General features: G+C 70.4%; 20 protein-coding genes. 14 read left to right on the top strand and 6 right to left on the bottom strand.

Going from position 1 to position 24,752, the window contains the following annotated elements; all coding sequences use genetic code 11:
- Window positions 1-23 precede the first annotated feature (23 nt).
- The 3 genes from ACFYNP_RS34560 (at window position 24) to ACFYNP_RS34570 (ending at window position 3,176) form a co-directional block, all read left to right on the top strand.
- Window positions 24-1,481: a menaquinone biosynthesis decarboxylase gene (locus ACFYNP_RS34560; protein ID WP_388405293.1), complete on the top strand. Its 1,458-nt coding sequence runs from the start codon at window positions 24-26 to the stop codon at window positions 1,479-1,481.
- Window positions 1,481-2,383 (top strand): menaquinone biosynthesis prenyltransferase MqnP, encoded by a 903-nt coding sequence (gene mqnP, locus ACFYNP_RS34565; protein WP_388405295.1) that lies wholly within the window; start codon window positions 1,481-1,483, stop codon window positions 2,381-2,383. The genes ACFYNP_RS34560 and mqnP overlap by 1 nt, the downstream gene beginning before the upstream one ends.
- A gap of 76 nt (window positions 2,384-2,459) precedes the next feature.
- Complete coding sequence (locus ACFYNP_RS34570; RefSeq protein ID WP_388791207.1) at window positions 2,460-3,176, top strand: UbiX family flavin prenyltransferase; 717 nt, start codon at window positions 2,460-2,462, stop codon at window positions 3,174-3,176.
- On the opposite strand, the gene ACFYNP_RS34575 is transcribed toward ACFYNP_RS34570, so the two are convergent.
- Window positions 3,173-3,298, bottom strand: coding sequence for a hypothetical protein (locus ACFYNP_RS34575; RefSeq protein WP_262985355.1), 126 nt, complete (start codon window positions 3,296-3,298; stop codon window positions 3,173-3,175). The two genes, ACFYNP_RS34570 and ACFYNP_RS34575, sit on opposite strands and share 4 nt — an antisense overlap.
- A gap of 142 nt (window positions 3,299-3,440) precedes the next feature.
- Here ACFYNP_RS34575 and ACFYNP_RS34580 point away from each other — a divergent pair, with 142 nt between their 5' ends.
- From ACFYNP_RS34580 to ACFYNP_RS34605, 6 genes are all read left to right on the top strand, one after another.
- The gene (locus tag ACFYNP_RS34580) at window positions 3,441-3,890 is read left to right on the top strand and encodes an Lrp/AsnC family transcriptional regulator (protein WP_100578735.1); all 450 of its coding nucleotides are present in this window, start codon (window positions 3,441-3,443) and stop codon (window positions 3,888-3,890) included.
- Between the two features lie 55 nt (window positions 3,891-3,945).
- Window positions 3,946-5,109: an aminofutalosine synthase MqnE gene (gene mqnE, locus ACFYNP_RS34585; protein WP_100578736.1), complete on the top strand. Its 1,164-nt coding sequence runs from the start codon at window positions 3,946-3,948 to the stop codon at window positions 5,107-5,109.
- A gap of 10 nt (window positions 5,110-5,119) precedes the next feature.
- Window positions 5,120-5,644, top strand: a complete 525-nt coding sequence (locus tag ACFYNP_RS34590) for a GNAT family N-acetyltransferase (RefSeq protein WP_388405300.1) — start codon at window positions 5,120-5,122, stop codon at window positions 5,642-5,644.
- Window positions 5,645-5,758: 114 nt separating this feature from the next.
- Window positions 5,759-6,055: a DUF4229 domain-containing protein gene (locus ACFYNP_RS34595; RefSeq protein WP_388405303.1), complete on the top strand. Its 297-nt coding sequence runs from the start codon at window positions 5,759-5,761 to the stop codon at window positions 6,053-6,055.
- A gap of 464 nt (window positions 6,056-6,519) precedes the next feature.
- The gene (locus ACFYNP_RS34600) at window positions 6,520-7,881 is read left to right on the top strand and encodes a dicarboxylate/amino acid:cation symporter (protein ID WP_388405306.1); all 1,362 of its coding nucleotides are present in this window, start codon (window positions 6,520-6,522) and stop codon (window positions 7,879-7,881) included.
- Between the two features lie 316 nt (window positions 7,882-8,197).
- On the top strand, window positions 8,198-9,046 hold the full coding sequence (locus ACFYNP_RS34605) for a hypothetical protein (protein ID WP_388791159.1): 849 nt from the start codon (window positions 8,198-8,200) through the stop codon (window positions 9,044-9,046).
- Between the two features lie 171 nt (window positions 9,047-9,217).
- Here ACFYNP_RS34605 and ACFYNP_RS34610 read toward each other — a convergent pair whose 3' ends face one another.
- Window positions 9,218-10,369, bottom strand: a complete 1,152-nt coding sequence (locus ACFYNP_RS34610) for a lipase family protein (RefSeq protein WP_388791161.1) — start codon at window positions 10,367-10,369, stop codon at window positions 9,218-9,220.
- Window positions 10,370-10,554: 185 nt separating this feature from the next.
- Window positions 10,555-11,562, bottom strand: a complete 1,008-nt coding sequence (locus tag ACFYNP_RS34615; RefSeq protein ID WP_388791163.1) for an AraC family transcriptional regulator — start codon at window positions 11,560-11,562, stop codon at window positions 10,555-10,557.
- A 95-nt stretch (window positions 11,563-11,657) separates the two neighbouring features.
- Here ACFYNP_RS34615 and ACFYNP_RS34620 point away from each other — a divergent pair, with 95 nt between their 5' ends.
- Window positions 11,658-13,442, top strand: a complete 1,785-nt coding sequence (locus ACFYNP_RS34620) for an AMP-dependent synthetase/ligase (protein ID WP_388791165.1) — start codon at window positions 11,658-11,660, stop codon at window positions 13,440-13,442.
- 182 nt (window positions 13,443-13,624) lie between these two features.
- On the opposite strand, the gene ACFYNP_RS34625 is transcribed toward ACFYNP_RS34620, so the two are convergent.
- A complete protein-coding gene (locus ACFYNP_RS34625) occupies window positions 13,625-13,828 on the bottom strand; it encodes a cold-shock protein (protein ID WP_003967102.1) in 204 nt (67 codons plus the stop codon).
- 307 nt (window positions 13,829-14,135) lie between these two features.
- Here ACFYNP_RS34625 and ACFYNP_RS34630 point away from each other — a divergent pair, with 307 nt between their 5' ends.
- Window positions 14,136-15,002: a menaquinone biosynthetic enzyme MqnA/MqnD family protein gene (locus ACFYNP_RS34630; RefSeq protein ID WP_388791167.1), complete on the top strand. Its 867-nt coding sequence runs from the start codon at window positions 14,136-14,138 to the stop codon at window positions 15,000-15,002.
- 102 nt (window positions 15,003-15,104) lie between these two features.
- Here ACFYNP_RS34630 and ACFYNP_RS34635 read toward each other — a convergent pair whose 3' ends face one another.
- Window positions 15,105-16,169 (bottom strand): alpha/beta hydrolase, encoded by a 1,065-nt coding sequence (locus ACFYNP_RS34635; RefSeq protein ID WP_388405320.1) that lies wholly within the window; start codon window positions 16,167-16,169, stop codon window positions 15,105-15,107.
- 368 nt (window positions 16,170-16,537) lie between these two features.
- Between ACFYNP_RS34635 and ACFYNP_RS34640 the strand changes: the two genes are divergently transcribed.
- The gene (locus tag ACFYNP_RS34640) at window positions 16,538-18,250 is read left to right on the top strand and encodes a serine/threonine-protein kinase (protein WP_388791209.1); all 1,713 of its coding nucleotides are present in this window, start codon (window positions 16,538-16,540) and stop codon (window positions 18,248-18,250) included.
- A 121-nt stretch (window positions 18,251-18,371) separates the two neighbouring features.
- Complete coding sequence (locus ACFYNP_RS34645) at window positions 18,372-22,832, top strand: FtsK/SpoIIIE domain-containing protein (protein ID WP_388791169.1); 4,461 nt, start codon at window positions 18,372-18,374, stop codon at window positions 22,830-22,832.
- 142 nt (window positions 22,833-22,974) lie between these two features.
- Here ACFYNP_RS34645 and ACFYNP_RS34650 read toward each other — a convergent pair whose 3' ends face one another.
- Window positions 22,975-23,235: a WXG100 family type VII secretion target gene (locus tag ACFYNP_RS34650; protein ID WP_388405326.1), complete on the bottom strand. Its 261-nt coding sequence runs from the start codon at window positions 23,233-23,235 to the stop codon at window positions 22,975-22,977.
- Between the two features lie 457 nt (window positions 23,236-23,692).
- Here ACFYNP_RS34650 and ACFYNP_RS34655 point away from each other — a divergent pair, with 457 nt between their 5' ends.
- Window positions 23,693-24,751: a hypothetical protein gene (locus ACFYNP_RS34655; RefSeq protein ID WP_388405329.1), complete on the top strand. Its 1,059-nt coding sequence runs from the start codon at window positions 23,693-23,695 to the stop codon at window positions 24,749-24,751.
- Window position 24,752: the final 1 nt, after the last annotated feature.

Raw genomic sequence — 24,752 nt, forward strand, 5'->3', positions numbered from 1 at the left:
TCCGGTGCCCGATACTTGACCCCATGGCTTACGACGATCTCCGATCCCTGCTCAGGGCACTGGAGCGCGAGGGCGACCTCAAGCGCATCAAGGCCGAGGTCGACCCGTACCTGGAAGTCGGCGAGATCGTCGACCGGGTCAACAAGGCCGGCGGCCCCGCCCTCCTCTTCGAGAACGTCAAGGGCGCCGCCATGCCCCTGGCCATGAATGTGTACGGCACCGACCGCCGGCTGCTCAAGGCGCTCGGCCTCACGTCGTACGACGAGATCAGCGAGAAGATCGGCGGGCTGCTCAAGCCGGAGCTGCCGCAGGGCTTCGTCGGCATCCGCGAGGCCTTCGGCAAGCTCGGCTCGATGGTGCACGTGCCGCCGAAGAAGGTGAAGCAGGAGGCCGCTCCCGTCCAGGAGGTCGTGCTCACCGGCGACGACGTGGACCTGGACCGGCTGCCCGCGCTGTTCACCTGGCCCGAGGACGGCGGCTCGTTCTTCAACCTCGGCCTCACGCACACCAAGCACCCCGAGACGGGCGTGCGCAACCTCGGTCTGTACCGCCTCCAGCGCCACGACAAGCGCACCATCGGCATGCACTGGCAGATCCACAAGGACAGCCGCAACCACTACGCGGTCGCCGCCAAGCGCGGCGAGCGGCTGCCGGTCGCGATCGCCTTCGGCTGCCCGCCGGCCGTCACGTACGCCTCGACCGCGCCGCTGCCGGGTGACATCGACGAGTACCTCTTCGCCGGGTTCGTCCAGGGCAAGCGGATCGAGATGGTCGACTGCAAGACCGTGCCGCTCCAGGTCCCGGCCAACGCCGAGGTCGTCATCGAGGGCTGGCTTGAGCCGGGCGAGATGCTGCCCGAGGGCCCGTTCGGCGACCACACCGGGTTCTACACCCCGCAGGAACCGTTCCCCGCGCTGACGATCGACTGCGTCACGATGCGCAGGCGCCCGCTGCTCCAGTCCATCGTGGTCGGCCGCCCGCCGACCGAGGACGGGCCGCTCGGCCGCGCCACCGAGCGGTTCTTCCTGCCGCTCCTCAAGATCATCGTGCCGGACATCGTGGACTACCACCTGCCGGAGTCGGGCGGCTTCCACAACTGCGCGATCGTCTCGATCGACAAGAAGTACCCCAAGCACGCGCAGAAGGTGATGCACGCCATCTGGGGCGCGCACATGATGTCGCTCACCAAGCTGATCGTGATCGTGGACGCCGACTGCGACGTCCACAATCTGCACGAGGTGTCCTGGCGGGCCTTCGGGAACACCGACTACGCCCGCGACCTCACCGTCGTCGAAGGCCCGGTCGACCACCTCGACCACGCCTCCTACCAGCAGTTCTGGGGCGGCAAGGCGGGCATCGACGCGACCGCGAAGTGGCCCGAGGAGGGCTACACGCGCGACGGCGGCTGGCCCGCCATGGTCGAGTCGGACGCGGAGACGGCGGCGAAGGTCGACCGCCGCTGGAAGGAGTACGGGCTCTAGTGAGTGCCTCAGCCGCAGCAGTGCCCCAGCCGGGGCGGACCAAGGCGTTCCTGCGCCTGGTCATGATCGAGCACTCGGTCTTCGCGCTGCCCTTCGCCTACATCGCCGCGCTGACCGCGATGTTCCAGCTCGACAGGAACATCCACTGGGGGCGGCTGCTCCTGGTGACCGTCGCGATGGTGGGCCTGCGCACCTTCGCGATGGCCTGCAACCGGATCATCGACCGCGAGATCGACGCCCGCAATCCGCGCACCGCGGGCCGCGAGCTGGTCACCGGCGCGGTGTCGGTGCGCTCGGCCTGGACGGGCGCGGCGATCGCGCTCGTGGTCTTCCTCGGCGCGGCCGCCGCCCTCAACCCGCTGTGCCTGGCGCTCGCGCCGGTCGCGGTGATCCCGATGGTGGTCTATCCGTACGGGAAGCGGTTCACCAACTTCCCGCAGGCCATCCTCGGCATCGCGCAGGCGATGGGCCCGGTCGGCGCCTGGATCGCGATCACCGGCTCGTGGTCGTGGGACGCGGTGATCCTGGGTCTCGCCATCGGCATCTGGATCGGCGGCTTCGACCTGATCTACGCCTGCCAGGACGTCGAGGCCGACCGCGGCCACGGCGTGAAGTCGGTGCCGGCCCGCTTCGGCATCCCGGCGGCGATCTACGGGGCGCGCGGCTGCCACTCCGTCACGATGGCCCTGCTCGTCTGGTACGCGCTCGCGACCGGCGCCGGGTTCTTCTTCTGGCTGGGTCTGCTCATCGTGCTCGCGGCCTTCCTCTACGAGCACACCCTGGTCAAGCCGCACGACCTCTCCCGCCTCAACCGGGCGTTCTTCCAGGTCAACGGGTTCATCGGAATCGCCCTGTTCGTGTGCGCGCTGCTGGACCTGCTGGTGCGCGGCCTGACGGCGTAGTGCCTGACCGGCCAGGTCCGCCACCTGACCCGGCCGGGGCCGGTGGCCGCCGGATAGGCTCGGACACGTGGAGCACGTGAACGTACACAGTCAGCAGCGCACCCCCTGGATCGTCGGGGTTTCGGGCGCGTCGGGGACGCCGTACGCGGCGGCGGTGCTGCGCGCGCTGCTCGCCGCGGGCGAGAGCGTCGACCTGGTGGTCTCGCGCGCCTCGCGCCTGACGCTGCTCGACGAGACGGGCATCGCGTTCCGCGACGCGCACTGGCAGGACGACCTGCGGACCTGGCTGGCGCGGGGCGCCGACGGCAAGCCGGACACCTTCGGCGCGCTCGACGTCTCGGACGTACGGCACTGGGCGGCGGGGGACCTGGCGGCGGGGCCCTCGTCGGGCTCGTATCCGGTGCAGGGGATGCTGATCGTGCCGGCGTCGACGGCCTGTGTGGCCGGGGTCGCGCTCGGGCTTTCGAAGGACCTGTTGCAGCGGGCCGCGAGCGTGACGCTCAAGGAGCGGCGGAAGCTGGTGGTCGCGGTGCGCGAGACGCCGTTGAACGGTCAGACGCTCGGGCACCTGGTGAAGCTGGACGAGGCGGGCGCCGTGGTGCTGCCCGCCTCTCCGGCGTTCTACGCGGGGGCGACGCACATCCAGGATCTGGTGGACTTCGTCGCGGGGCGCGTACTGGATGCGGCAGGGGTGCCGCACGGTCTGTACCGCCGTTGGGAGGGAGAGCTCGGAGGGGGACGTCCCGGAGCCGAGCGGAGCCGAGACCTCGGAGGAGGTCCCCGCGAGGACTAGCGCTTCTTGGCGGCGCGCTTGGGGGCGCGGGGCTTCGTCGCGGACGGCTGGTGGGCACGGGACCGGTTGGCCAGGTCCTGAAGCTCGCGCATCCGGGCGTAGGCCATCTCGATCGTGTACACGGTGACAACTCCTGAAAGATCGTCTTTGATCTGCTGGAAAATTATGCAAGCAGCTGAATGATTCGCAGGGTGTTGGCCCTGCATGCCTTAGATTCTACACTTAAACTCGCGGTATCGCTGAACAATGGAAGGCTTCAGGCATATGGACGCCGTCGATAGGCAGCTCATCCAGGCACTGCGCGAGAACGGCAGGGCCTCGTACGCGGAACTGGGCCGGCTCGTCGGGCTCTCCGGCCCCAGCGTCACCGACCGCATCAACCGTCTGGAGGCCGCCGGTGTCATCACCGGATACCGCGCCACGGTGGACTCCGCCTCGCTCGGTCTCGGCGTCACCGCGCTGATCGGCATCTCCCTCTCGGACGCCGCCGACCACGAGGACGTCGCGCGCCGCCTTCGCGACCTGGCCGAGATCGAGGACTGCTGGTTCATCGCGGGCGACGACTCGTACATGCTCAAGATCCGGGCCGGTGACGTGGACGGCCTGGAGAAGACGATCCGCCGGCTCGGCTCGACCAAGGGCGTCTCACGCACCCGCACCACGATCGTGCTCTCCACCAAGTGGGAGAACCGGGTCGGGGAACTTCCCGAGTAGGGCGGGGCGTACCTTTGGTGGAGCCTGGAAGACACACGTATGGGAGGCGGCCTAGATGGACGCGGGACTCAAGCGCGAGCTGGAGCAGAAGGTCCGCGCCGGTGAGCGGCTCAGCCGCGAGGACGGCGTCGCGCTCTACGCGTCGGACGATCTGGCCTGGCTCGGCGGGCTCGCCCACGAGGTGCGCACGCGGAAGAACGGCGACGTCGTCCACTTCAACGTGAACCGTCACCTCAACATGACCAACGTGTGCACGGCGTCGTGCGCGTACTGCTCGTTCCAGCGCAAGCCGGGCGAGAAGGACGCGTACACGATGCGCATCGAGGAGGCCGTCCGCCTCGCCAAGGCGATGGAGAACGACAACCTCACCGAGCTGCACATCGTCAACGGGCTCCACCCGACGCTCCCTTGGCGCTACTACCCGCGCTCGCTCAAGGCCCTCAAGGAGGCGCTGCCGAACGTCGGGCTCAAGGCGTTCACGGCGACCGAGATCCACCACTTCGAGACGATCTCCGGCCTGACCGCCTCCGAGATCCTCGACGAGCTGATCGACGCCGGCCTCGAATCGCTGACCGGCGGCGGCGCGGAGATCTTCGACTGGGAGGTCCGCCAGCACATCGTGGACCACCGCACGCACTGGGAAGACTGGTCGCGCATTCACCGCCTCGCCCACGAGAAGGGTCTCAAGACCCCGGCGACCATGCTGTACGGGCACATCGAGGAGCCGCGCCACCGCGTGGACCACGTGCTGCGCCTGCGCGAGCTCCAGGACGAGACCGGCGGCTTCCAGGTCTTCATCCCGCTGCGCTACCAGCACGACTTCGTGGACATGCAGGACGGCAAGGTACGCAACAAGCTCCAGGCGCGCACCACGATGGCGACCGGCGCCGAGTCCCTGAAGACCTTCGCCGTCTCGCGCCTGCTCTTCGACAACGTCCCGCACGTGAAGTGCTTCTGGGTCATGCACGGCCTCCAGACCACCCAGCTGGCGCTCCAGCACGGCGCCGACGACATGGACGGCTCGGTCGTCGAGTACAAGATCACGCACGACGCCGACAACTACGGCACTCCGAACAAGCTCACCCGCGACGACCTGCTCGACCTCATCCGCGAGGCCGGCTTCCGCCCCGTGGAGCGCAACACGCGGTACGAGATCATCCGCGAGTACCCGGGTCCGGAAGCGGGGCTGCGCGAAGCGCCCCAGGCCATGCGCTTCTGAGCGGGATCCCGTGGCACTGACGTTCCGGCTCGACCCGCCGGTCACCCCCGCCCTGCGTGACGGACTCCTCGCCCTGTGGGCCGAGGTGTCCAACGCGGGCGGGGCCGTGGGCTTCGTGCCGCCGGTCTCCGCCGAGGACGTACGTCCCGAACTGGTCAAGCACTTCGCGGCGATGGCCGAGGGCCGGATGCGGCTGCTCGTCGGGTTCGACGAGGACGGGCGGGTGGCCGCCACCGCGTTCATCGCGCTCAACACCCACCGCCTGATGACGCACTGGGTGTGGCTCTACACGGTCATGGTGCACCCCGGGCACCAGGGCAAGGGCTACGGCCGCGACCTCATGGCGGCGACCGCCGACGCGGTACGCGGCCTCGACGGCATCGAGGCGATCCGGCTCACCTGCCGGGGCGGCACCGGCGTCGACCGGTTCTACGGCTCGTGCGGCTACAAGGAGGTCGGGCGGGTGCCCGGCGCGATCCGGGTCGCCGAGGGCGACGACCGGGACGACATCATCATGCTGCTGCCCCTGACCTGAGGCCGGGCGGCTCCCGGCCGATCCGAGCCGGGCAGCTCACCGCCCGCCTAACTGATCCAATTGTGGGCGTGCTTCACTAGTCGGGCAGGGGCCACCGTAGAGAGAAGGTCTGTCGTGAACGCCGCAAAGCCGAGCGCCACCATCTGGTACACCATGCTGCGCGTGGGGATCTTCATCGGCAGTCTGGTGTTCGTCGGCCTGCTGGTCCAGTTCGGCATCGTGCCCAAGGGCAACGGCAACTCGAACATCGTCTGGATCATCCTGCTCGCGCTCGTCATCTCCGCGCCGCTGAGCTTCGTGCTGCTGCGCAAGCAGCGCGACGCGATGTCCGCGCAGATCGTCACCAAGGTGGAGAGCGCCAAGGCGAAGCTGGAAGCGAACCGCACCCAGGAGGACGGCCTCGCCCAGTAGGCCCGACCGCACCACGCCCACCAGGTGAGACGCCCCGCGTTAGTCACCTCACACATCCCGGCCGGCCCGGGTCCTGAGCACACCGCTCCGGACCCGGGCCGTCGCCATTCCCGGGCCCTGGTGCGGGCGTTGGCGGGGCTTGGGGGTGTCGTCCCCGGAGCGACCGGTCATCCCCGGGTAAAAGAACTGCTTTGAGGTCCCCAAAGTTCAAGTGTTAACGTGTTCGACATGAAGACAGCAGCTGTGCACCAGCACCCCACCGGCGGAGCCGTTCCGCTCGTGGCGCGTCTGCATGTCGACCTCTGCCGCTGCATGTCCGCGGTCTGTTGCCGCGACGTCTGACCTCCGGCCTTCATGCGGCGGCGCTTCCAGCCTTGCGCGACCGGTCCTTCGCGGACCGGTCCCCTGTGAACGGGCGCCACGCTCAGTCCCCTTGAACGTCTCCGTCCTCGCGCACCGGGAGTGTGTCCGTGTCCTCCGCGACCACCGAGGAGAAGCCCAAGTCCGGCTTCTCCATATCCTCGAAGTTCCCCTTCTGGGCCCAGATCATCGCCGGTCTCGTCCTCGGCGGCCTGCTCGGCTGGCTCGCCCGCAGCCAGGACATCGGCTGGCTGAAGGACACCCTGGGGCAGATCGGCGACATCTTCGTCCAGCTCCTGAAGCTGGCCGTCGCCCCGCTCGTCTTCTTCGCGATCCTGGTGTCGATCACCAACCTGCGCAAGGTCAACAACGCCGCCCGGCTCGCCACCCGCACGCTGCTCTGGTTCATGATCACGTCGCTGATCGCGGTGGCCATCGGCCTCGCCATCGGACTGCTCACCAACCCCGGCTCGGGCACCGGCCTGACCCCGAAGGACGGCAAGCTGCCCAAGCACACGGGCTCCTGGCTGGACTTCCTGACGGGCATCATCCCGACGGACGTGGTGACGCCGTTCACCGAACTCAACGTCCTCCAGATCGTGTTCATGGCCGCCGTCGCCGGCATCGCGCTGCTCCAGCTCGGTGAGAAGGCCAAGCCGATCCTCACGCTCAGCGAGGCCGTGCTCGAACTGCTCCAGAAGGCGCTGTGGTGGGTCATCCGGCTCGCCCCGCTCGGCACCCTCGGCCTCATCGGCTTCGCCATCGCCGACTACGGCTGGGACCTCATCGGCAAGTACGCCACCTTCACCGCGGACGTCTACATCGGCTGCGCCCTGGTGATGTTCGGCGTCTACCCGCTGCTGCTCGCCACCGTCGCCAAGGTCAACCCGCTCCAGTTCTTCAAGGGTGCCTGGCCCGCGATCCAGCTGGCCTTCGTCTCCCGCTCCTCGGTGGGCACGATGCCGCTGACCCAGAAGGTCACCGAGCGTCTCGGCGTCCCCAAGGAGTACGCCTCCTTCGCCGTGCCGTTCGGCTCCACCACCAAGATGGACGGCTGCGCCGCGATCTACCCGGCGCTCGCGGCGATCTTCATCGCCCAGATCTTCGACGTGCACCTCGGCATCGGCGACTACGTCCTGATCGCCTTCGTGTCGGTCATCGGCTCCGCCGCGACGGCCGGCCTCACCGGTGCCACCGTCATGCTGACCCTGACCCTCTCCACCCTGGGCCTGCCCCTGGAAGGCGTCGGCCTGCTCATGGCCATCGACCCGGTCCTGGACATGATGCGCACGGCCACCAACGTGGCGGGCCAGGCGCTGGTCCCGGTCATCGTCTCGGCCCGGGAGAACATCCTGAACCGCGACGCGTTCGACTCGGTGCACCTGTCGCCGGTGGACGACGCGTACGAGTCCCGTACGGCGCAGGAGCAGGCGGAGGACAAGACCCCGGTCCCGGCCGCCGTCTGACCACCCCGCACCGCCCGACGCCCGCGCCCCGCCTGCCGGGGGCGCGGGCGTCGGCGTGTGTCCGGTTCGCGCCGGGAGCGACTGCGCGGACGCGCGGAGCTTCTGGTCGGGCGACCGGTGCCATGGTGCGAGACCTCGGTGCCCTTCTCTCTCCCCCCCCCCCGACATCGACCTCAACAGCCCGGTTCCGTAAGGGGAGTACGGGCTCGGCAGCCCCTTCCGCTCTTGTTCTGGCACCCGGAATCGGTTCGCCGCGCCCGAACCCCGCCGGGTAGCCTCACCAAGGCTTTACAAAACGAACAAAGGTTTCACTGTGGTGGGGAATGCAGGAAAGTACGCCGTCCCGGTTCTCGGAGCGGTACTCGTACTGAGTCTGACGGCCTGTGGGGGCGGGGACGACAAGAAGAGCGCGGGGAGCGCGAAGGGGACCGGGAGCGCGAGCGGGGCGCCCCAGAGCGTGGACCGCAAGGACGCGAAGGCGGTGCTCGCCTCGTCCGCCAAGAAGACCTCCGAGGTGACGGCCTTCAAGATCGTCCTGACCACCAAGGACAACGAGGGCGACACGCGCGCCGAGCAGTCCTGGCGCAAGAAGCCGACGCCGCTCACCGCCGTCAAGTCCATCAGCAACGCCCCCGGCAAGCCGGGCAAGGAGACGTACAGCATCGTCACCGGCGGGTTCGTCTACACCAAGACCGACCAGGTCCCGGCGTCCGGCAAGAGCTGGATCAAGATCGAGACCAAGGCCGGTACCGATCCGAACCGGATCGAGGGCTTCGTCTCCGACCGTCTGGCCGCGCTCAACGCCACGCCCTCCACGCAGTGGGTCGGCGCCGAGACGGTCAACGGCCGCCCCGCCGACCACTACCGGGCGACGGTCGTGATGGCGGACCTCGCCAAGTACGAGGGGCCGGCCATGAGCAAGACGGTTCGCGACGATTACGTCGGCGACGCCAAGGAGGCGGGCCGCAAGCAGGTCGTCCTCGACATGTGGGTCGGCAAGGACGACCTCCCCCTCAAGTCCCAGGAGGCGGGCAAGGGCAAGAAGGGCGACGAGGTCGTGACCGAGGAGTACTCGGACTACGGAGTCGCGCCCAAGGACGAGGCCCCGCCGGCGTCGGCGGCGCTCACCTGGGACGAGTACCTGAAGGCCCTGGACAAGGGCTGATGGACCGCCATCCCCCCGTTCGGCTCGGCCGGCCGACGGGTGGGCAGGTGGGAGACCTGACTGTGCGTCAGCGCCCGACCTCGGTAGCCCGAGTAGCCCGAGTAGGGGGCCGCCCGTCGGTGTGGACTGTACGTCCAGGGTGACGGGCGGCCTGTAACTGCTGTTCCGGCACTAGCAGTTGGGGTGTGTGGACCTTCCCGCGAAGCGGTCCGCCAGCCAGTTCGCGGCCGGGATTCCGCCCACCGTCACTCCGCCGATGTGGCCGAGCAGCGGCAGCGCGTGCCATTCCACGTTCGTACCCTTGGCGCACCAGTCGGAGCGGAGCTGCTGGCCCACCGCGTACGGGATCAGCTCGTCGATCGTGCCGTGGTAGAGGTACACCGGCGCGTCCGGGCGGTGCGTGCCGAGCTTGGACTCGGCCAACCTGGCCTGCCAGTCGGGTTGTTGGAGCGGGTTCTTCACGGTCATGTCGGTGATGTGCTTGAACGAGCCCACCGTGGTGTCGACGGCCACGCAGTTGTTCTTGAAGTAGTCGACCAGCGCCTTGCCCGCCGGGTTCAGGTACGAGTTCAGGTTCAGCTCGGGGAAGGCCGCGTCCTGGCCGGCCGCCGCCATGAAGATGAGGCCGGAGCCGAGGCCGCCGTCGTTGGAGGATGCGACCTTCATCAGGTCGGCCGGAACGCCGCCGGTCGCGGTGCCCTTCACCTTCAGGTCCGGCGCGTAGGAGTCGTGCAGTTCGGCCGCCCAGCTGCTGGCCTGGCCACCTTGCGAGTAACCCATGATTCCCACGGGGGAGTTGGCGTCCACGCCGGGGATGCCGAGGCGCTCGGCGGCGCGGGCCGCGTCCAGGACGGCGGTGCCTTCGGCCCGGCCGACCGTGTAGGTGTGGTCGCCGGGTGTGCCGAGGCCCTCGTAGTCGGTGACCGCGACCGCCCAGCCGCGCTGGACGACCTGGTTGATCAGGGTGGCCTCGACGGCGGTGCCGTACGGGAAGTTGGCGCTCGGCGCGCACGAGTCACCGAGTCCGACCGTGCCGACGGCGTACGTCACGACCGGGCGCGGGCCGGTGCGGCCGTCGTTCGGCACGATGACCGTGCCGGAGACGGTGTTCGGGGCGCCCTTGGTGGTGGTGGAACGGTAAGTCACGTGCCAGGCGCGGGTGTTGGTCCACTGGCCGGGGAGCGGGTGGAACTCGGTGGGGGACTGGGTGACTATGTCGCCGGGCGACGCGGTCGCCGTGTCGTCGGCGAACGCGGTGGGGGTGGCTGCCGAGAGGAGGAGTGCGGCGGTGATGGCACCGGCCACTCTGGTACGGATGTGCATGCGGCTCTCCCAACGGTCCTGTGGGGGTGGGGCGCGGGCAGTTGAGGAGAAGGTAGTGACTGACCGGTAGGTACGGAGCTGACCGTACCGCTCACCTTCACTGGCCCCGCCGACGACACCGTTCGCCTTCGCCGGCCCCGCCGACGACACCGCTCGCCTTCGCCGGCCGCGCCGACCCGATGACGTCAGTGGTCGAGGCGGTACGCGCCCGGGGTCGTGCCCGTCCAGCGGCGGAAGGCGCGGTGGAAACTGGTGTCCTCCGAGAAGCCGAGCCGGGCCGCGATCTCCGCGATCGGCTCGCGGCCCTCCGCCAGGCCCGCGATCGCCGCGTCCCGCCGCACCGCGTCCTTGAGCTGCTGGAACGAGGTGCCCTCGCGGGCGAGGCGGCGGCGCAGGGTGGCCGGGGACATGGCGAGGCGGGCGGCCGTCTCCTCCAGGGTGGGCAGCCGGGGAGTGGCGCGCAGGGCGGCCGCGAGGGCCCGGCCCACCTGCTCGCCGACCGTCGTCCCGTACACCCGTCGGCTGAGCAGTTCGAAGGGGGAGCGGCGCAGCATCTGACCGAGCGCGGCCTCGTCGCGCACGAGCGGGGCGGTCAGCCAGTGCGCGTCGAACGTGACCTGGGTGCGGGCGCCCCCGAACCGGACCGGGCAGCCGAACAGCGACTCGTACTCCTCCTGGTGCGGGGGCGGCGGATAGCCGAAGGCGGCCCGGGTCAGCGGGATGCGGCGGCCCACCAACCAGCTGCACAGGCGGTGCCAGATGATGACGAGGCACTCGGTCAGGAACCGGTCCTCGTCCCGGCCCCCGAGGTCCCCGCGCACCGCGAACACCGCGTCCGCGCCGGTCACTTCGAGCGCGAGGTCGGGGCCGTTCGCGAACAGACCGTAGAAGGTGGTGCCGCGCCGCATCGCGCCGCCGAGGTCGGGGCAGCCGAGCACGGCATAACACATCATCGCGAAGGTGCCGGGGCGGCTGGGGGCCCCGCCGAGCCCGAGGAACTCGTCCCCGGTCGCCCGGTACAGGGCCCGGAAGAGCTGGGCGAACTGGGCCGGGGTGACCCGCGCCCGGTCGTCGCCGAGCAGCAGCGGGGGGATGCCGGACGCCTGGAGCAGCGGCACGGTGTCGATGCCGTGCCGCTCGGCGCCGCGCAGCACGGCCCGCACGTGGTGCACCGTGATCGTCGGCTTCGCCATGGTCAACGACGGTAGCCGGGTTGAGCGTTGAGGTCAGCCGGGGTGACGTTTCCCGTCATCCCCGAGGGCCACGGGCCGAACCTACCGTCGGGTACATGACCCTCCAGAGCCCGCACCAGGAGCCGTCCCCGCGTCCTTCGACGCTCGCCGTGTTCACCGAGTGGGCGGCCGGACGCCACCCGGACCAGCCGGCCCTGCGGTTCCGCGACGCGGACGGGGGGTGGGCGTCGGTCAGTTACGCCGAGCTGCGCGACACCGTGCGCCGCACCGCGCGCGGACTGCTCGCACTCGGCATCCGGGCCGGGGACCGGGTGGCGATCCTCGCCGAGACCCGCCCCGAGTGGACGTACGCGCACTTCGCCTGTCTCGCGGCGGGCGCGGTCGTGGTGCCGGTGTATCCGACGGCGGGCGACGAGGAGGCCGCCTGGGTGCTCGCGGACTCCGGCGCGAAGGCCGTCATCTGCCAGGGCCCGGCCGAGGCGGCCCGCGTGGAGGGGCTGCGCGGAAAGCTGCCCGCGCTCGACCACGTCCTCCTGATGACGGGGGCCGGGGCGGAGGCGCGGGCGGGTGCGGCTGCGGAGGCGCCGCAGGGACCGGCCGTGCCGCTCGCCGGCCTCGCGGCCCGGGCCGAGGCGGTGCCGCTCCCCGATCTCCTGGCCCGCGCCGAGGCCGTGGGGCCGGACGACGACGCCGAGCTCGTCTACACCTCCGGCACCACCGGGCTGCCCAAGGGCTGCCGGCTCACGCACGGGAACATGGGCGCCGTCCAGGACGCCACGCTGGACCTCATCGAGGGCGCCCCCGGCGACCGCACGTACCTCTACCTGCCCCTCGCCCACCTGCTCGCGCAGCTCATCCAGTTCTCCACGCTCCTGTACGGGGGCGAGCTGTGCTACTTCGGCGGCCGGATCGAGGACGTCGTCGGCGAGCTCGCCGAGGCACAGCCCACTCACCTGCCGTCGGTACCAAGGCTGTTCGAGAAGGTCTACTCGGTGGTGCGCTCGCTCGCCGAGGCCAAGGAGGGCGGCGGCGAACGGTTCGACGCGGCGGTCGCCGTGGGTGTCCTCGCGGCGGAAGGGCGGCTTCCGGCCGAGCGTCAGGCGGAGTACGAGGCCGCCGACGCCTCGCTGTTCGGACTGGTCCGGGCGGCCTTCGGGGGACGTCTTCGCTGGGCGCTCACCGGCGGTGCCCCGATCGACCCGACGGTCCTGGACTTCCTGCGGGCCTGCGGGATCCGGGTCTTCGAGGGCTACGGCATGACCGAGTCCGCCGGCGTGATCTCGCTGAACCACCCGGGGGCGGTGCGCTACGGCACGGTCGGGCGGCCGGTCCAGGGGTGCGAGGTGAGGATCGCGGACGACGAGGAGGTGCTCGCCCGGGGCCCGATGATCTTCCCCGGCTATCACGCGAACGCGCACGGCACGGCCGAGGCGCTCGACGCGGAGGGGTGGCTGCACACGGGCGACCTGGGGGCGCTCGACGCGGACGGTTACCTGACGATCACCGGCCGCAAGAAGGACCTGATCATCACGTCCGCCGGGAAGAACCTGACCCCCTCGCACGTGGAGCTGGCCATCGAGCGGTCCCGTTTCGTCTCGCACGCGGTGATGGTCGGCGACCGGCGCCCGTATCCCGTCGCGCTGATCACGGTGGACGGACAGGAGACGGCGGGGCGGGGGCCCGAGGAGGTCCGCGAGCTGGTCCGGGAGGCCGTCGACGCGGCCAACGCGCAGGTGTCCCGGCCGGCCAGGATCCGGGATTTCGCGGTCCTGCCGCAGGACTTCACCGTCGAGAGCGGAGAGCTGACCCCGACGCTCAAGGTGCGGCGCAGGGTCGTGATCGAGCGGTACGCGGCCGAGATCGACGGCCTGTACGGCTGAGGGGGCCGCGCTCCGGGAGGCCGGGGCGGGCTCCGGAAGGTCGGGGGCGCGCGCTCCGGGAGGCCGGGGGGGCTCCGGGAAGGCGGGGGCGGGCTCCCGTGGGGCAAAAAGGCAGGAGCCCCTGTCCTCGCGGACGGGGCTCCTTGGGTACTGCTAAGTCAGCGATCGCCAACCCGGAGAAGTTAGGCCGGGGTGACGTTCTCCGCCTGCGGGCCCTTCGGGCCCTGGGTGACGTCGAAGTTCACGACCTGGTTCTCCTCCAGGGAGCGGAAACCAGACGCGTTGATCGCGGAGTAGTGGACGAAGACATCCGGGCCGCCGCCGTCCTGGGCGATGAAGCCGAAGCCCTTTTCAGCGTTGAACCACTTCACGGTTCCGGTAGCCATAAGCCCTCCTTGGGCCAAAGGGTTGCCCTGCTCCAGAACCTGCAAACAAGTCTGAAAACTACAAAAGCCTGCGGGTTACATGCTCCGCAGGCTCTGTACTGCAAGGGAAACCAAACTGCAACTTGCGCTGAGCGTAGCACGCAGCTCAGGTGCGGCGGTAGAGGGAAAGATCACTCCGCTCGCACGTTTGACCGGCGGCTGAGCAGGTGATCAACCACCCTCCCCGGAGGCATCGCCCGGCGCTCCCGGGAGGGGCCGGGCGGGGCCCGGCGCGGTCCACGGAGTGGGACGGGTCTAGCCTCGCCATGTGGACAATTCAACCAGCCCCCAGCGCCAAGGCGGCCGGCCGCGCGTCGGTCACATTCAGTTCCTCAACTGCCTGCCCCTGTACTGGGGCCTGGCACGGACGGGCACGCTGCTCGACCTGGAGCTGACCAAGGACAGTCCGGAGAAGCTCAGCGAGCAGCTGGTGAACGGCGATCTCGACATCGCGCCGATCACCCTCGTGGAGTTCCTGCGCAACGCGGACGACCTCGTCGCCTTCCCCGACATCGCGGTGGGCTGCGACGGGCCCGTCATGTCCTGCGTGATCGTCTCGCAGCGGCCCCTGGAGGACCTGGACGGGGCGCGGGTGGCGCTCGGCTCCACCTCGCGGACCTCCGTACGCCTGGCGCAGCTCCTGCTCGCCGAGCGGTACGAGGTGACCCCCGACTACTACACGTGCCCGCCCGACCTCGGCCTGATGATGCGCGAGGCGGACGCGGCGGTGCTGATCGGGGACGCCGCGCTGCGGGCCTCGCTGCACGACGCCCCGCGGCTCGGGCTCCAGGTGCACGACCTGGGTGCGATGTGGAAGGAGTGGACGGGCCTGCCGTTCGTCTTCGCGGTGTGGGCGGCCCGCAAGGACTACCTGGCCCGCGAGCCCGAGCTGGTCCAGCAGGTGCACGAGGCGTTCCTGGCCTCGCGCGACCTCTCCCTCGAAGAGGTCACCAAGGTCGCCGAGCAGGCCGCCCGCTGGGAGGTCTTCGACGCGGAGCTCCTGGAGCGCTACTTCACGACCCTGGACTTCCGCTTCGGGGCCCAACAGCTCGAAGGCGTGCGGGAGTTCGCCCGGCGTACCGGGCCGACGACCGGATTCGCCGCGGACGTCGACGTGGAGCTGCTCGCCCCGTAACGGCATGCGGGCGGGCCTGGCCGCATGCCGTTCCGGGAGCCGCCGGCCTCAGGAGGACGGGACCGGAGCGGGCCTCAGGAGGAAACCGGAGCGGGGCGGGCCTCAGGAGGACGGGACCGGGGCGAGCATCTGCTTGCTGATCCACTCCATGGTCCCCTCGCCCATGCCCTTCACGTACGTGTGCGCGTTGTGGGTGCCGTCCGGGATCACCTGGAGACGGGTCTTCACCGGGCCCTTGCCGTACGTGGCGATGAACTGCTTCACCTTCGGCACGACGGTGCCCTCCTTGGTGCCCACCTGGAAGGCGAGCGCGACCTCGGGGCCCTTCTTGTCGATGAGGTCCTGGGCCAGCTTCTCCGGGTTGTTCGCCTGCTTCTCCGCCTCGTGCCCCGCCCACAGCGGCGAGTCCGGCACGATGTCCGGGCCCGAGGCGATCGCGGCCTTGAACAGGTCGGGCCGCTTGAGCACGGACTTCAGGCCGACGAAGCCGCCCGAGGACGAGCCCATAAAGGCCCAGCCGTCGCGGGACTTGAAGGTGCGGAAGTTGGCCCGCACCAGGTTCGGCACGTCCTCGGTCATCCAGGTGCCCATCTTCGGCCGGCCCGGGATGTCACTGCCGTCGTAGTAGTGCTTGGCGTCCGGGTTGAGGACCGGCATGACGACGATGAACGGCAGGCTCTTGCCGGTCTTGGACCACTCCGAGATGCTGCTCTGGAGCTTGAGGTCGGTGCCCATCCAGTAGTTCTTGGGGTAACCGTTTCCGCCGGGCAGCGCGATCAGCACCGGGAAGCCGCTGTTCCGGTACTTCTCGTCGAAGTACTGCTGGGGCGCCCACACCCACACCTTGCCGGTGAAGCCGGACTTCGCGCCCTTCAGCGTGGTCACACCGATCTTGGTGCCGTCGCCGAGGCTGCTCTGCGTGGTGAACTCGGCCTTCGGCCCGGTCGGCAGCATCGTCTGCGCCGCGGCTCCGTTCTTGCCGGAGGGGTCCTCGTTCGCGGCGGCGCCGCCGTTCTTCTGGCCGCCCTGCGCGGAGGCGCCGGCCGACGGGCTGCTCGGGCCCGAGTCGAAGCTGACCGGCTTGCCCTCGTCGGAGCAGCCGGTGACCAGCACGACCGCGCCGATGGCGGCGGCTGCTATCAGGGCGGCGGGACGACGACGGTTCATTCGGAGGCTCCGGGGATCTGAGTTCTGGGCACGGGTGTTCTTGCGGACGTTCTGCTGGACGGCGTTCTGCTGGTCGGCGTTGCTGGTCGGCGTCGTGCCGGCCGGCGTTCTGCCGGAGCCGGACGCTCCGAGCGGGGTGCGGGCGGTGTATCGGACGATTGCGACCGAACTACGCCATTCAAGAGGATGGAACAAGCCACCAGGTTCGCTCATCCGCGCACCGGATCCGTCCCGTCCGAGGGTGATCCCGCGCACGTACGCCCCTGCGCTGTCGTCCGATGCCCTCTCCGCCGCCGTCCGATGCCCTCTACGCTGCTGTCCGACCTGCTTGACCAGGGGGACCGTTGGGGGAGCACCGGATGCTGTCGTTGCAGCCGCTGGAAGCGGGCGAACCCCGCACGATCGGTGCCTACCGGCTGCTCGGCCGGCTCGGGGCGGGCGGCATGGGCCGGGTCTACCTGGGGCGCAGCGCGGGCGGGCGCACGGTCGCGGTCAAGGTGGTGCATCCGCACTTCGCGCTGGACGAGCAGTTCCGGGCGCGCTTCCGGCACGAGGTCCGGGCGGCCCGCCGGGTGGGCGGCCTGTGGACCGCCCCGGTCCTCGACGCGGACCCGGACGCGCCGGTTCCGTGGGTGGCCACGGGGTATGTCGCGGGCCCCTCGCTGACCCAGGCCGTCCAGGGCAGAGGCCCGCTTCCCGCCGAGTCCGTACGGGTCCTCGGCGCGGGCCTCGCCGAGGCGCTGGCCGCGGTGCACGCGCTCGGCCTGGTGCACCGGGACGTGAAGCCGTCCAACGTGCTGCTCACCCTCGACGGGCCCCGCCTGATCGACTTCGGCATCGCCCGCGCCACCGACGGCACCGCCTCGCTCACCGCGTCCGGCGTCTCGATCGGCTCGCCCGGCTACATGTCGCCGGAGCAGATCCTGGGCCGCGGGGTGACCGGCGCCGCCGATGTCTTCTCGCTCGGCGCGGTCCTCGCGTACGCGGCGACCGGTGAGCCGCCGTTCCCCGGCGACTCCTCGGCGGCCCTGCTCTACAAGGTGGTGCACGGGTCGCCCGAGCTGGGTGCGGGCCTCACCGGCGAGCTGCGCGAGGCGGTCGCCGCCTGCCTCGCCAAGGACCCGGCCGCCCGTCCCGCCCCCGCCGCACTCGCGGCCCGGCTCGCCCCGGCGGGCGCGGCCGCGCTGGTCCGGGACGGCTGGCTGCCGGGCCCGCTGGTCGAGGAGGTCAGCCGGTCCGCGGTGCGGCTGCTCGACCTGGAGCCCGAGGAGCCGACACGCGGCTCGGGCCCGATTCCCTTCACCAGCGCGGCAGTTGGGGGAGCGGCGGAGCCGGACACGGGCCCGCCGTCCGCCTCCGCCTCCGCGGGCGTCTTCGGCCCGCCGGATGCCTGCTACGCCTCCGGCGCCTCCGGCGCCTCCGACGACCGGGCGGCGGGCTCTGCGGCGAGCCCCCCGTCCGGCCTTCCGCCCGGCCCCCGCACACCCCCGCCGACGGCTCCGCCGCGCGTGGCCCTGACCGTGGGGGCCGCCGCCGAACCGGGCGAGCACGGGCGGGGCCGCCGGGTCAGCTGCACGGTCGCCCTCGCGGTCGCGGGCGCCCTCGCCGCGGTCACGGTCGGCTCGGCCTTCCTCTTCGACCTGCTGCCGGGCCGCGGCGGCGACGCTCCCAGCACGGGCGCGAGGCCGCCCGCCCCGACCGCGCCGCCCGGCTCCCAACAGGCAGGCGTACCAAGTGAGTTCATCGGTACGTGGCAGGGCGTACTCACCCAGGACAACGGCACCTCGGGGTACGAGTACACGGCGGTGATCACCAAGGGCGCGACCGGTGCGGACGTCGTGCACACGACGACCACGCTCGGCCCGCTCGAATGTCACGGCATCGGCGCACTCGACTCGGCCACCGCGACCGTGCTGCACATCACCGAACGCACCGACCCCACGAAGCCGGGAACCATCGGCTGCACCGGCGCCACGGCGACGATGACGTACACCCTCAAGCCGGACGGCAAACTCCACTTCGCCTCCCAGGAGGAGGCGGCGGGGCGGCCCACGGGGGTGCTGGCCAAGGCGGGGGGTTGATTCCAGAGGGACGCGACCCGGGTGGCGACACCCTCCGTACGCCCGTTCCCGAGGGAGCCACTAGCCTCGGGGCGAGTGGACGGCGATGGGCCGGGCGGGCCGACGGGGAGTGAAGACGACCATGCGAGTCCTGGTGACCGTGGTGGAAGAGGGGGCGCCCCCGAGCGATGTCGTGGTCGACGCCGACGACGACGCGACCGCACGGGACGTCGCGCTGGCACTGGCGGCGGCTTCGGGCGGCGCGCCCGGACAGGCGCACCCCACCGTGGTGGCGCTTCCCGGCACCGTTCTCGATCCCAGGCACGGCATCCGCAGCACCGAGCCGACCCTGTGGGCCGACGGGCACCGCTGCGAGCCGGAAGCCCCCGCCGGCCAGATCCTGCGGGACGGCATGCGGATATCGGTCGACGACTCGCTGGGCCCCCTGCTCCGCAACGGCGAGCCGGTGGGCTGGTTCGAGCTGCGCGTGGCCGGCGGTCCGGGAGCGGGGCGGGTCGTACGGCTTGCCGTCGGTGCCGCGACCTTCGGCTCGGCCGCGACGTGCACCCTGGTGGCGCCCGACTCCGCGCTGGCACCCGTCGCCGCCCTCGTCACCGTCGACGTCCAGGGCCGGGCCACCCTGACCCCGCAAGGCGGTGCCGCGGTGCTGCTCGACGACGAACCGGTGGAGCAGGCGCGGGACTGGCCGCTCGGCGCCTTCGCCAGAGCCGGGGACTCGGTGTTCGTGCTCGACCGGGTCGTGGAGCCGGACGCCCACCTGTCCGCGACCGGAGAGGGCGGCCTCGCCTACAACCGCCCGCCACGCCTCTCACCTGTGCGCCCCCGACCGCGGCTCCTTCTGCCGGTCCCGCCGTCCAAGTCCGAGCGAGCCCGGTTCCAGATGATCGCCGCGCTCACACCGATGGTCTTCGGCCTGGCGATGTACTTCATGACCAAGCAGGTCTACATGCTGCTGTTCTGCGCGATGACGCCGGTGATGATGATCGGCCAGTGGGTGAGCGACAACCGCGAAGGCAAGCAGCGGAACAAGAAGTCCCTCAAGCAGTACAAGAAGGATCTCGCCGAGTACGAGGCCGAGTTGGTCCGCCTGGGCAAGGAGGACCAGCGCAACCGCCGGGCGGACAACCCCGACCCGGCCGAGGTCCTGCTCTTCGCCACCGGACCCCGGCGGCGGCTGTGGGAGCGCCGGAACACCGACATCGACGTGCTGCGGCTGCGGGTGGGTGTCGGACATCTGCCCGCCGACATCGAACTCGCCCATGGCCAGGGCGCGTCCTACGGCGAGGAGCAGCCCGCTCCGCCCCTTCTCTCCGATGTGCCGGTCATTCTGTCGTTCCCCGAACTCGGCGTCGTCGGCGTCTCGGGAGACCGGGCGCGGGCGCTGGCCACCACCCGCTGGCTCACGGTCCAGGCCGCGGTGCTGCACAGTCCGCGCGACCTCTCGCTGGTCCTCCTCTCTGCCTCGCTCCCGGCGGCCGCCGACTGGAGCTGGGCGCACTGGCTGCCGCACGCCGCGCCGCAGCAGGGCCAGGACTGCGTCGCCCTGATCGGCTCCGACAGCGAAACCATCGCCCGCCGGGTGAACGAGCTCCTCAATGAGCTGACCCGGCGCAAGGCGGCCAGGGAGAGCTCGGGCAGCATGATGAGCGGCCTTCCCGGCAGCGAGCCGCACGTCCTGCTTGTCCTCGACGGGGCGCGCCTGCTGCGCCGCATGCCGGGCGTGCCCCAACTCCTGCAAGAGGGACCGCAGTACGGGATCTTCGCGCTGTGCCTCGACGAGGACGAACGGCTGCTCCCCGAGGAGTGCAAGGCCGTCGTGTGCTGGACACCGCAGTCGCCCGCCCACGTGAAACTGCGGGGCTCCGGGCTCGAAGCCGTGGGCGAGGTGCTCGCGGACCAAGTGGGCCCCGAGTGGTGCGAGTTGCTGGCCCGTTCCCTCGCACCGGTCCGGGACGTCAGCCGGGACGACGCCGGTGGCGCCCTGCCCACCGCAGCCCGGCTGCTCACTCTGCTGGGCATGCCAGACCCGGCCGGTACCGACATCGAGCGGATCTGGCGGTCGGGCGGCTCGACGACGGCGGCACCCATCGGGATCGCGGCCGACGGCACCTTCGTCCTGGACATTCGCAGGGACGGTCCGCACGCGCTGGTGGCGGGCACCACCGGCGCGGGCAAGTCCGAACTGCTCCAGACGATCATCGCCTCGCTGGCCGTGGCCAACCGGCCCGACGCGCTCAACTTCGTACTGATCGACTACAAGGGCGGCAGCGCCTTCATGGACTGTGCCCAACTCCCGCACACAGTCGGCATGGTGAGCGACCTCGACGCCCATCTCACTGAACGCGCGCTCGCCTCGCTCGCGGCGGAGCTGCACCGCCGCGAGACGATCCTCTTCGACACCGGCACCAAGGACATCGAGGACTACAACGACACCCGCCGGCTACGGCCCGATCTGGAGCCGATGCCCCGACTCGTCCTCGTCATCGACGAGTTCGCCTCGCTGGTCGCGGAGCTGCCCGACTTCATCGCGGGACTCGTCGACATCGCACGCCGGGGCCGCTCCCTCGGTGTGCACCTGGTCCTCGCGACCCAGCGGCCGGCCGGTGTGGTCAGCGCCGACATCCGGGCCAACACGAACCTGAGGATCGCCCTTCGGGTGACGGACGGCTCCGAATCCATGGACGTCATCGACGCCGCGGACGCGGGCGCCATCGCGAAGTCCACTCCCGGACGCGCCTATGTCCGTTCCGGGGCCCAGTCCCTGGTCGGCGTCCAGTCCGCACGCATCGGCGGCCGTCGCCCGGCCACGGGGAAGAGCGGCCCCAAGGCGACGCTCTCCCCGCTGCCCTGGACCGCCTTCAGCCGATCGCTGCCCCGGGCCGCGGAGTCCGAGGACGACGGCACGATGGTCACCGACCTCGCCGTACTCGTCGGAGCCATCAGGGACGGCGCCGACAAGATGGGCTTCCCGGCACCACGCAGCCCATGGCTGCCCCCGCTGCCCGAGCACGTCACCCTTGACTCGCTGACCGCCGCGGCGGGCCCCGCGCCCGGGCACGGAGATGTCCCGCCCATCGGATACGCCCTGACCGACCTGCCCGCCCAGCAGGCCCGGAAGCCGTTCGCGCTCGATCTCGTCGGAGGCGAACACACCATGCTGGCCGGCGGTGCCCGCTCCGGGCGGTCGACGGCGCTGCGCACCCTGGCCGGTTCGCTCGCCCGGACGGCCTCGCCGCGCGATGTGCACGTCTACGCGATCGACTGCGGCTCCAACGCGCTGCTGCCGCTGGTACGGCTGCCGCACGTGGGCGCGGTGGTCAACCGCGACGAGCCCGACCGGGTCCGCCGGTTGCTCGACCGGCTGCTCACCGAGATCAGCCGGCGCCAGCAACTCCTCGCCATGGAGGGCGCGTCCAGCGCCGCCGAGCAGCGGGCCTCGGCCGCCCCGGAGGACAGGCTTCCGTGGATGGTCCTGCTTCTCGACAGCTGGGAGGGCTACTTCTCGACGTTCGAGAACTACAACTACGGCCAGCTCATCGAGCAGGTCCAGCGGATCTTCCGGGAGGGCTCGGCGGTCGGCCTGAAGGTGGTCATGACCGCCGACCGCAGTGGCCTCGGCGGCCTGGTCGCCTCCGCCTTCCAGGACCGGCTGATCCTGCGGTTCGCCGACCCCAATGACTATTCGATGGCCGGTCTCCAGCCACGCGAGGTGCCCAAGAACATGCCCCCGGGCCGGGCCCTGAGGATCACCGACACCGGTACGGAGGAGACGCAGATCGCACTCCTGGACGAGGACCCGAGCGGCCAGGCCCAGGTAAGGATGCTCCGAGAGATCGCCGAGCAGGCCCGGGCGGTCCACGGCCGTACACCCGCTCGTTTCGCCCCGATGAGGGTGGACGCCCTCCCGGCCCGCATCACGGCCGGCGAGGCGATGGCCCTCGACCCCGACTTCGCGCCGCCGTCGAAGCTGTGGGCGCTGCTCGCGGTCGGCGGCGACGAACTGGCACCCGTAGGCGTCGACTTGGAGGAGGCGGGCCCCGGCTTCGTCATCGGCGGGCCACCGAAGTCCGGCCGCTCCACGGCACTGATGTGCGCGGCGGAGTCGCTCCTGGCCCAGGGAACGCCGGTGGTCCTGGTCACTCCGCGCCGCTCTCCCTTGCGCGACCTCGAAGGTCGCGAAGGCGTCCTCGGCGTCCTGGACGCGGAGGCCCGGGAGGACGATCTGGAGGAGCTGCTTGAGAAGGCGGAGGGCCGTCCGTACGTACTGCTGGCCGACGACGCCGAACTGCTCCACGACACCCGGCTCGACGAGGCCCTGGAAGCCCTGCTGCGCAAGGGCGCCGACGGCGGGCTCGGCCTCATCGCGGCCGGCACGACGGACAGCCTCTCGTCCCAGTACCGCGGCTTCGCGACCGCGGCCCGCAAGTCCCGCAACGGCCTGTTGCTCAACCCTCAGAACTCGCAGGAGGGCGAACTGTTCAACATCCGCCTCCCCTCGAACATCGGCAGCGGCCAGCCGGGCAGCGGACTCCTGGTGTCTGGCGGGACGTTCCGCCCGGTTCAGGGGGTCATGCAGGGCTGAGGCCGCCGACTACCGGCCCGGGAGGCCGGAGCCGTGCCGTCGGCGGCCCGCACGGCGTTTGACGGCAAGCACGACCGCGGGGCGCCCCCGAACGAATCGGGGCGCCCCGCGGTCGTGCTTCAGCCAACCGATCCCGTACGGATCAGGTGGCGCGCTCGATGTTGTCGGCGCTGGTCGACGCGGACTTCTGGGCGTCGTGCAGCGTGTCGACCCACTTGGAGAACGTGGCCCGCGCGTCATCCCAGTCGTGGCGGAACTGGTCGGCCTTGGGGCCCTTCCAGTAGCCGGTGCTGCCGGACGTCGACGAGTTCAGGTTGCTGATGATCGTCTGCAGGTCGTGCGCGCTCCGACCGAACAGCTTCGCCAGGTCCCTGAGTTCCTTGAGACTTGCTCCGCGTTCCATTGCATTCCTCCCCGTGTCACTGTGTTACCGATAAAACCCTCGGCACCAACTGACGCTACCGCACCACTGATGGTTCCCGTAAAGGGGCTGCGTAGCGTGGTTCCAAGAGGTCGGAGAAGGAGATCAATGTCCCGTTCTGACCTATAAGTCGGCTAGGCGATAGGTCGGTTGGCGGGCAGGGGCCTGCGGATCGGTTCGCGCTGGCGAAACCACGGGCACCACGGTTAACGTCGATATCCTTGGCAACACCCCTGCCGCTTCGGGGATGTGCTTGCGCCGGCGGGTCGGGCCGTTTGCTGTGGTCCCCCGCGCAACCGTGCGGGGGCCTCGAACGGCGGGGGCGGGGTTGTGTCAGGGAGGCCGCGCCGACGCGGGTCGGCGGCGCAGGGAGCGACGAACTCTGCTCCCATGGCTATTCGGACATCGTCGACGGGGGTTGTGCATGACGTTCAGAGGAATGACCAAGGAGAAGGCCATGCGGCTGGCCGCCGCACTGGACGTCGCCGATGGCGCACTCTCCATCCAGGGCCCCTTGGTTTCCGGGCTCCTTGCCAAATGGGAAGGCGACCAGGGGAATCTGAAGCGCATTCCCCAGGACGCGTCGTGGTCCCGTGACCAGGCCAAGGACGTGCGCGACCGACTCGGAATCCTCGAAACGGATCCGAGCGTCGAGTTGATGTTCATGGGCATGAGTGGGGTCCTGAAGACCTGGCAGGAATACCAGGAGCACAAGGGTGAAGTCGGGGCGTACGCAGATGAGTTCAAGGAACTGAAGAAGAACGTCACGACCCCGCTGCGACTTACGAAGATCGCTTCGGGTATCGAGGCATCCCTGCAGCTCTACCAGCGCTGGTCGCAGGGGCAGAACGTCGCCGGGGCCAAGGCGGTCCTCGAACTGAACAAGTACTTCGGCATCACCGGCGACCGACTGAAGCTGAAGAACATCGATTACATGCGGGAGCTGTTGAAGCTCCAGAAGATCGAAGATCTCTATCAGCAGCCTTGGAAGTGGCAGCAAGGTCTGCGCACTTTCCTCACCACGAAACTGAAGATCCCTCTTCCGGCGAAGCTCCTGGCGCAGTCGCCCGGCCTCAGCATCCTCGACCGCGTCGGACTGCCGTTGGCCATCGTCCACGGTGTCAAGGAGATGGTCATTCCCGACCACAAAGGCGTGCTCGGGGGCTTCGACCGGGGAATGGGTGTCGTGGAGGCGGGCGGAGCCGCGGCCGTGCTGGGCGGCGGAGCCGCAGCCGGAGCACTCGGTGCGAGCGCCGCAGTGGCGGCCGCGGTCCCCGTGGTCGGCTGGGCGGCCCTCGGTGTGGCGGGCGCCTACTTCATCGGGACCTGGGCCTGGGACAACAGAGAAGCGATCAAGGACGGCGCCAAGAAGGCCTGGAACGCCACGTCCAAATGGGCCGGGAGTGTCGCCGACAAGGGCAAGGAAATTGCCAACGGTGCGAAGAGTGCGGTCACGAACCTGGTGCCCAACGCAGTGAAGAAGTTCAAATTCTGGTAGT

The organism is Streptomyces sp. NPDC006691 (assembly GCF_042869955.1).
Classification (GTDB): domain Bacteria; phylum Actinomycetota; class Actinomycetes; order Streptomycetales; family Streptomycetaceae; genus Streptomyces.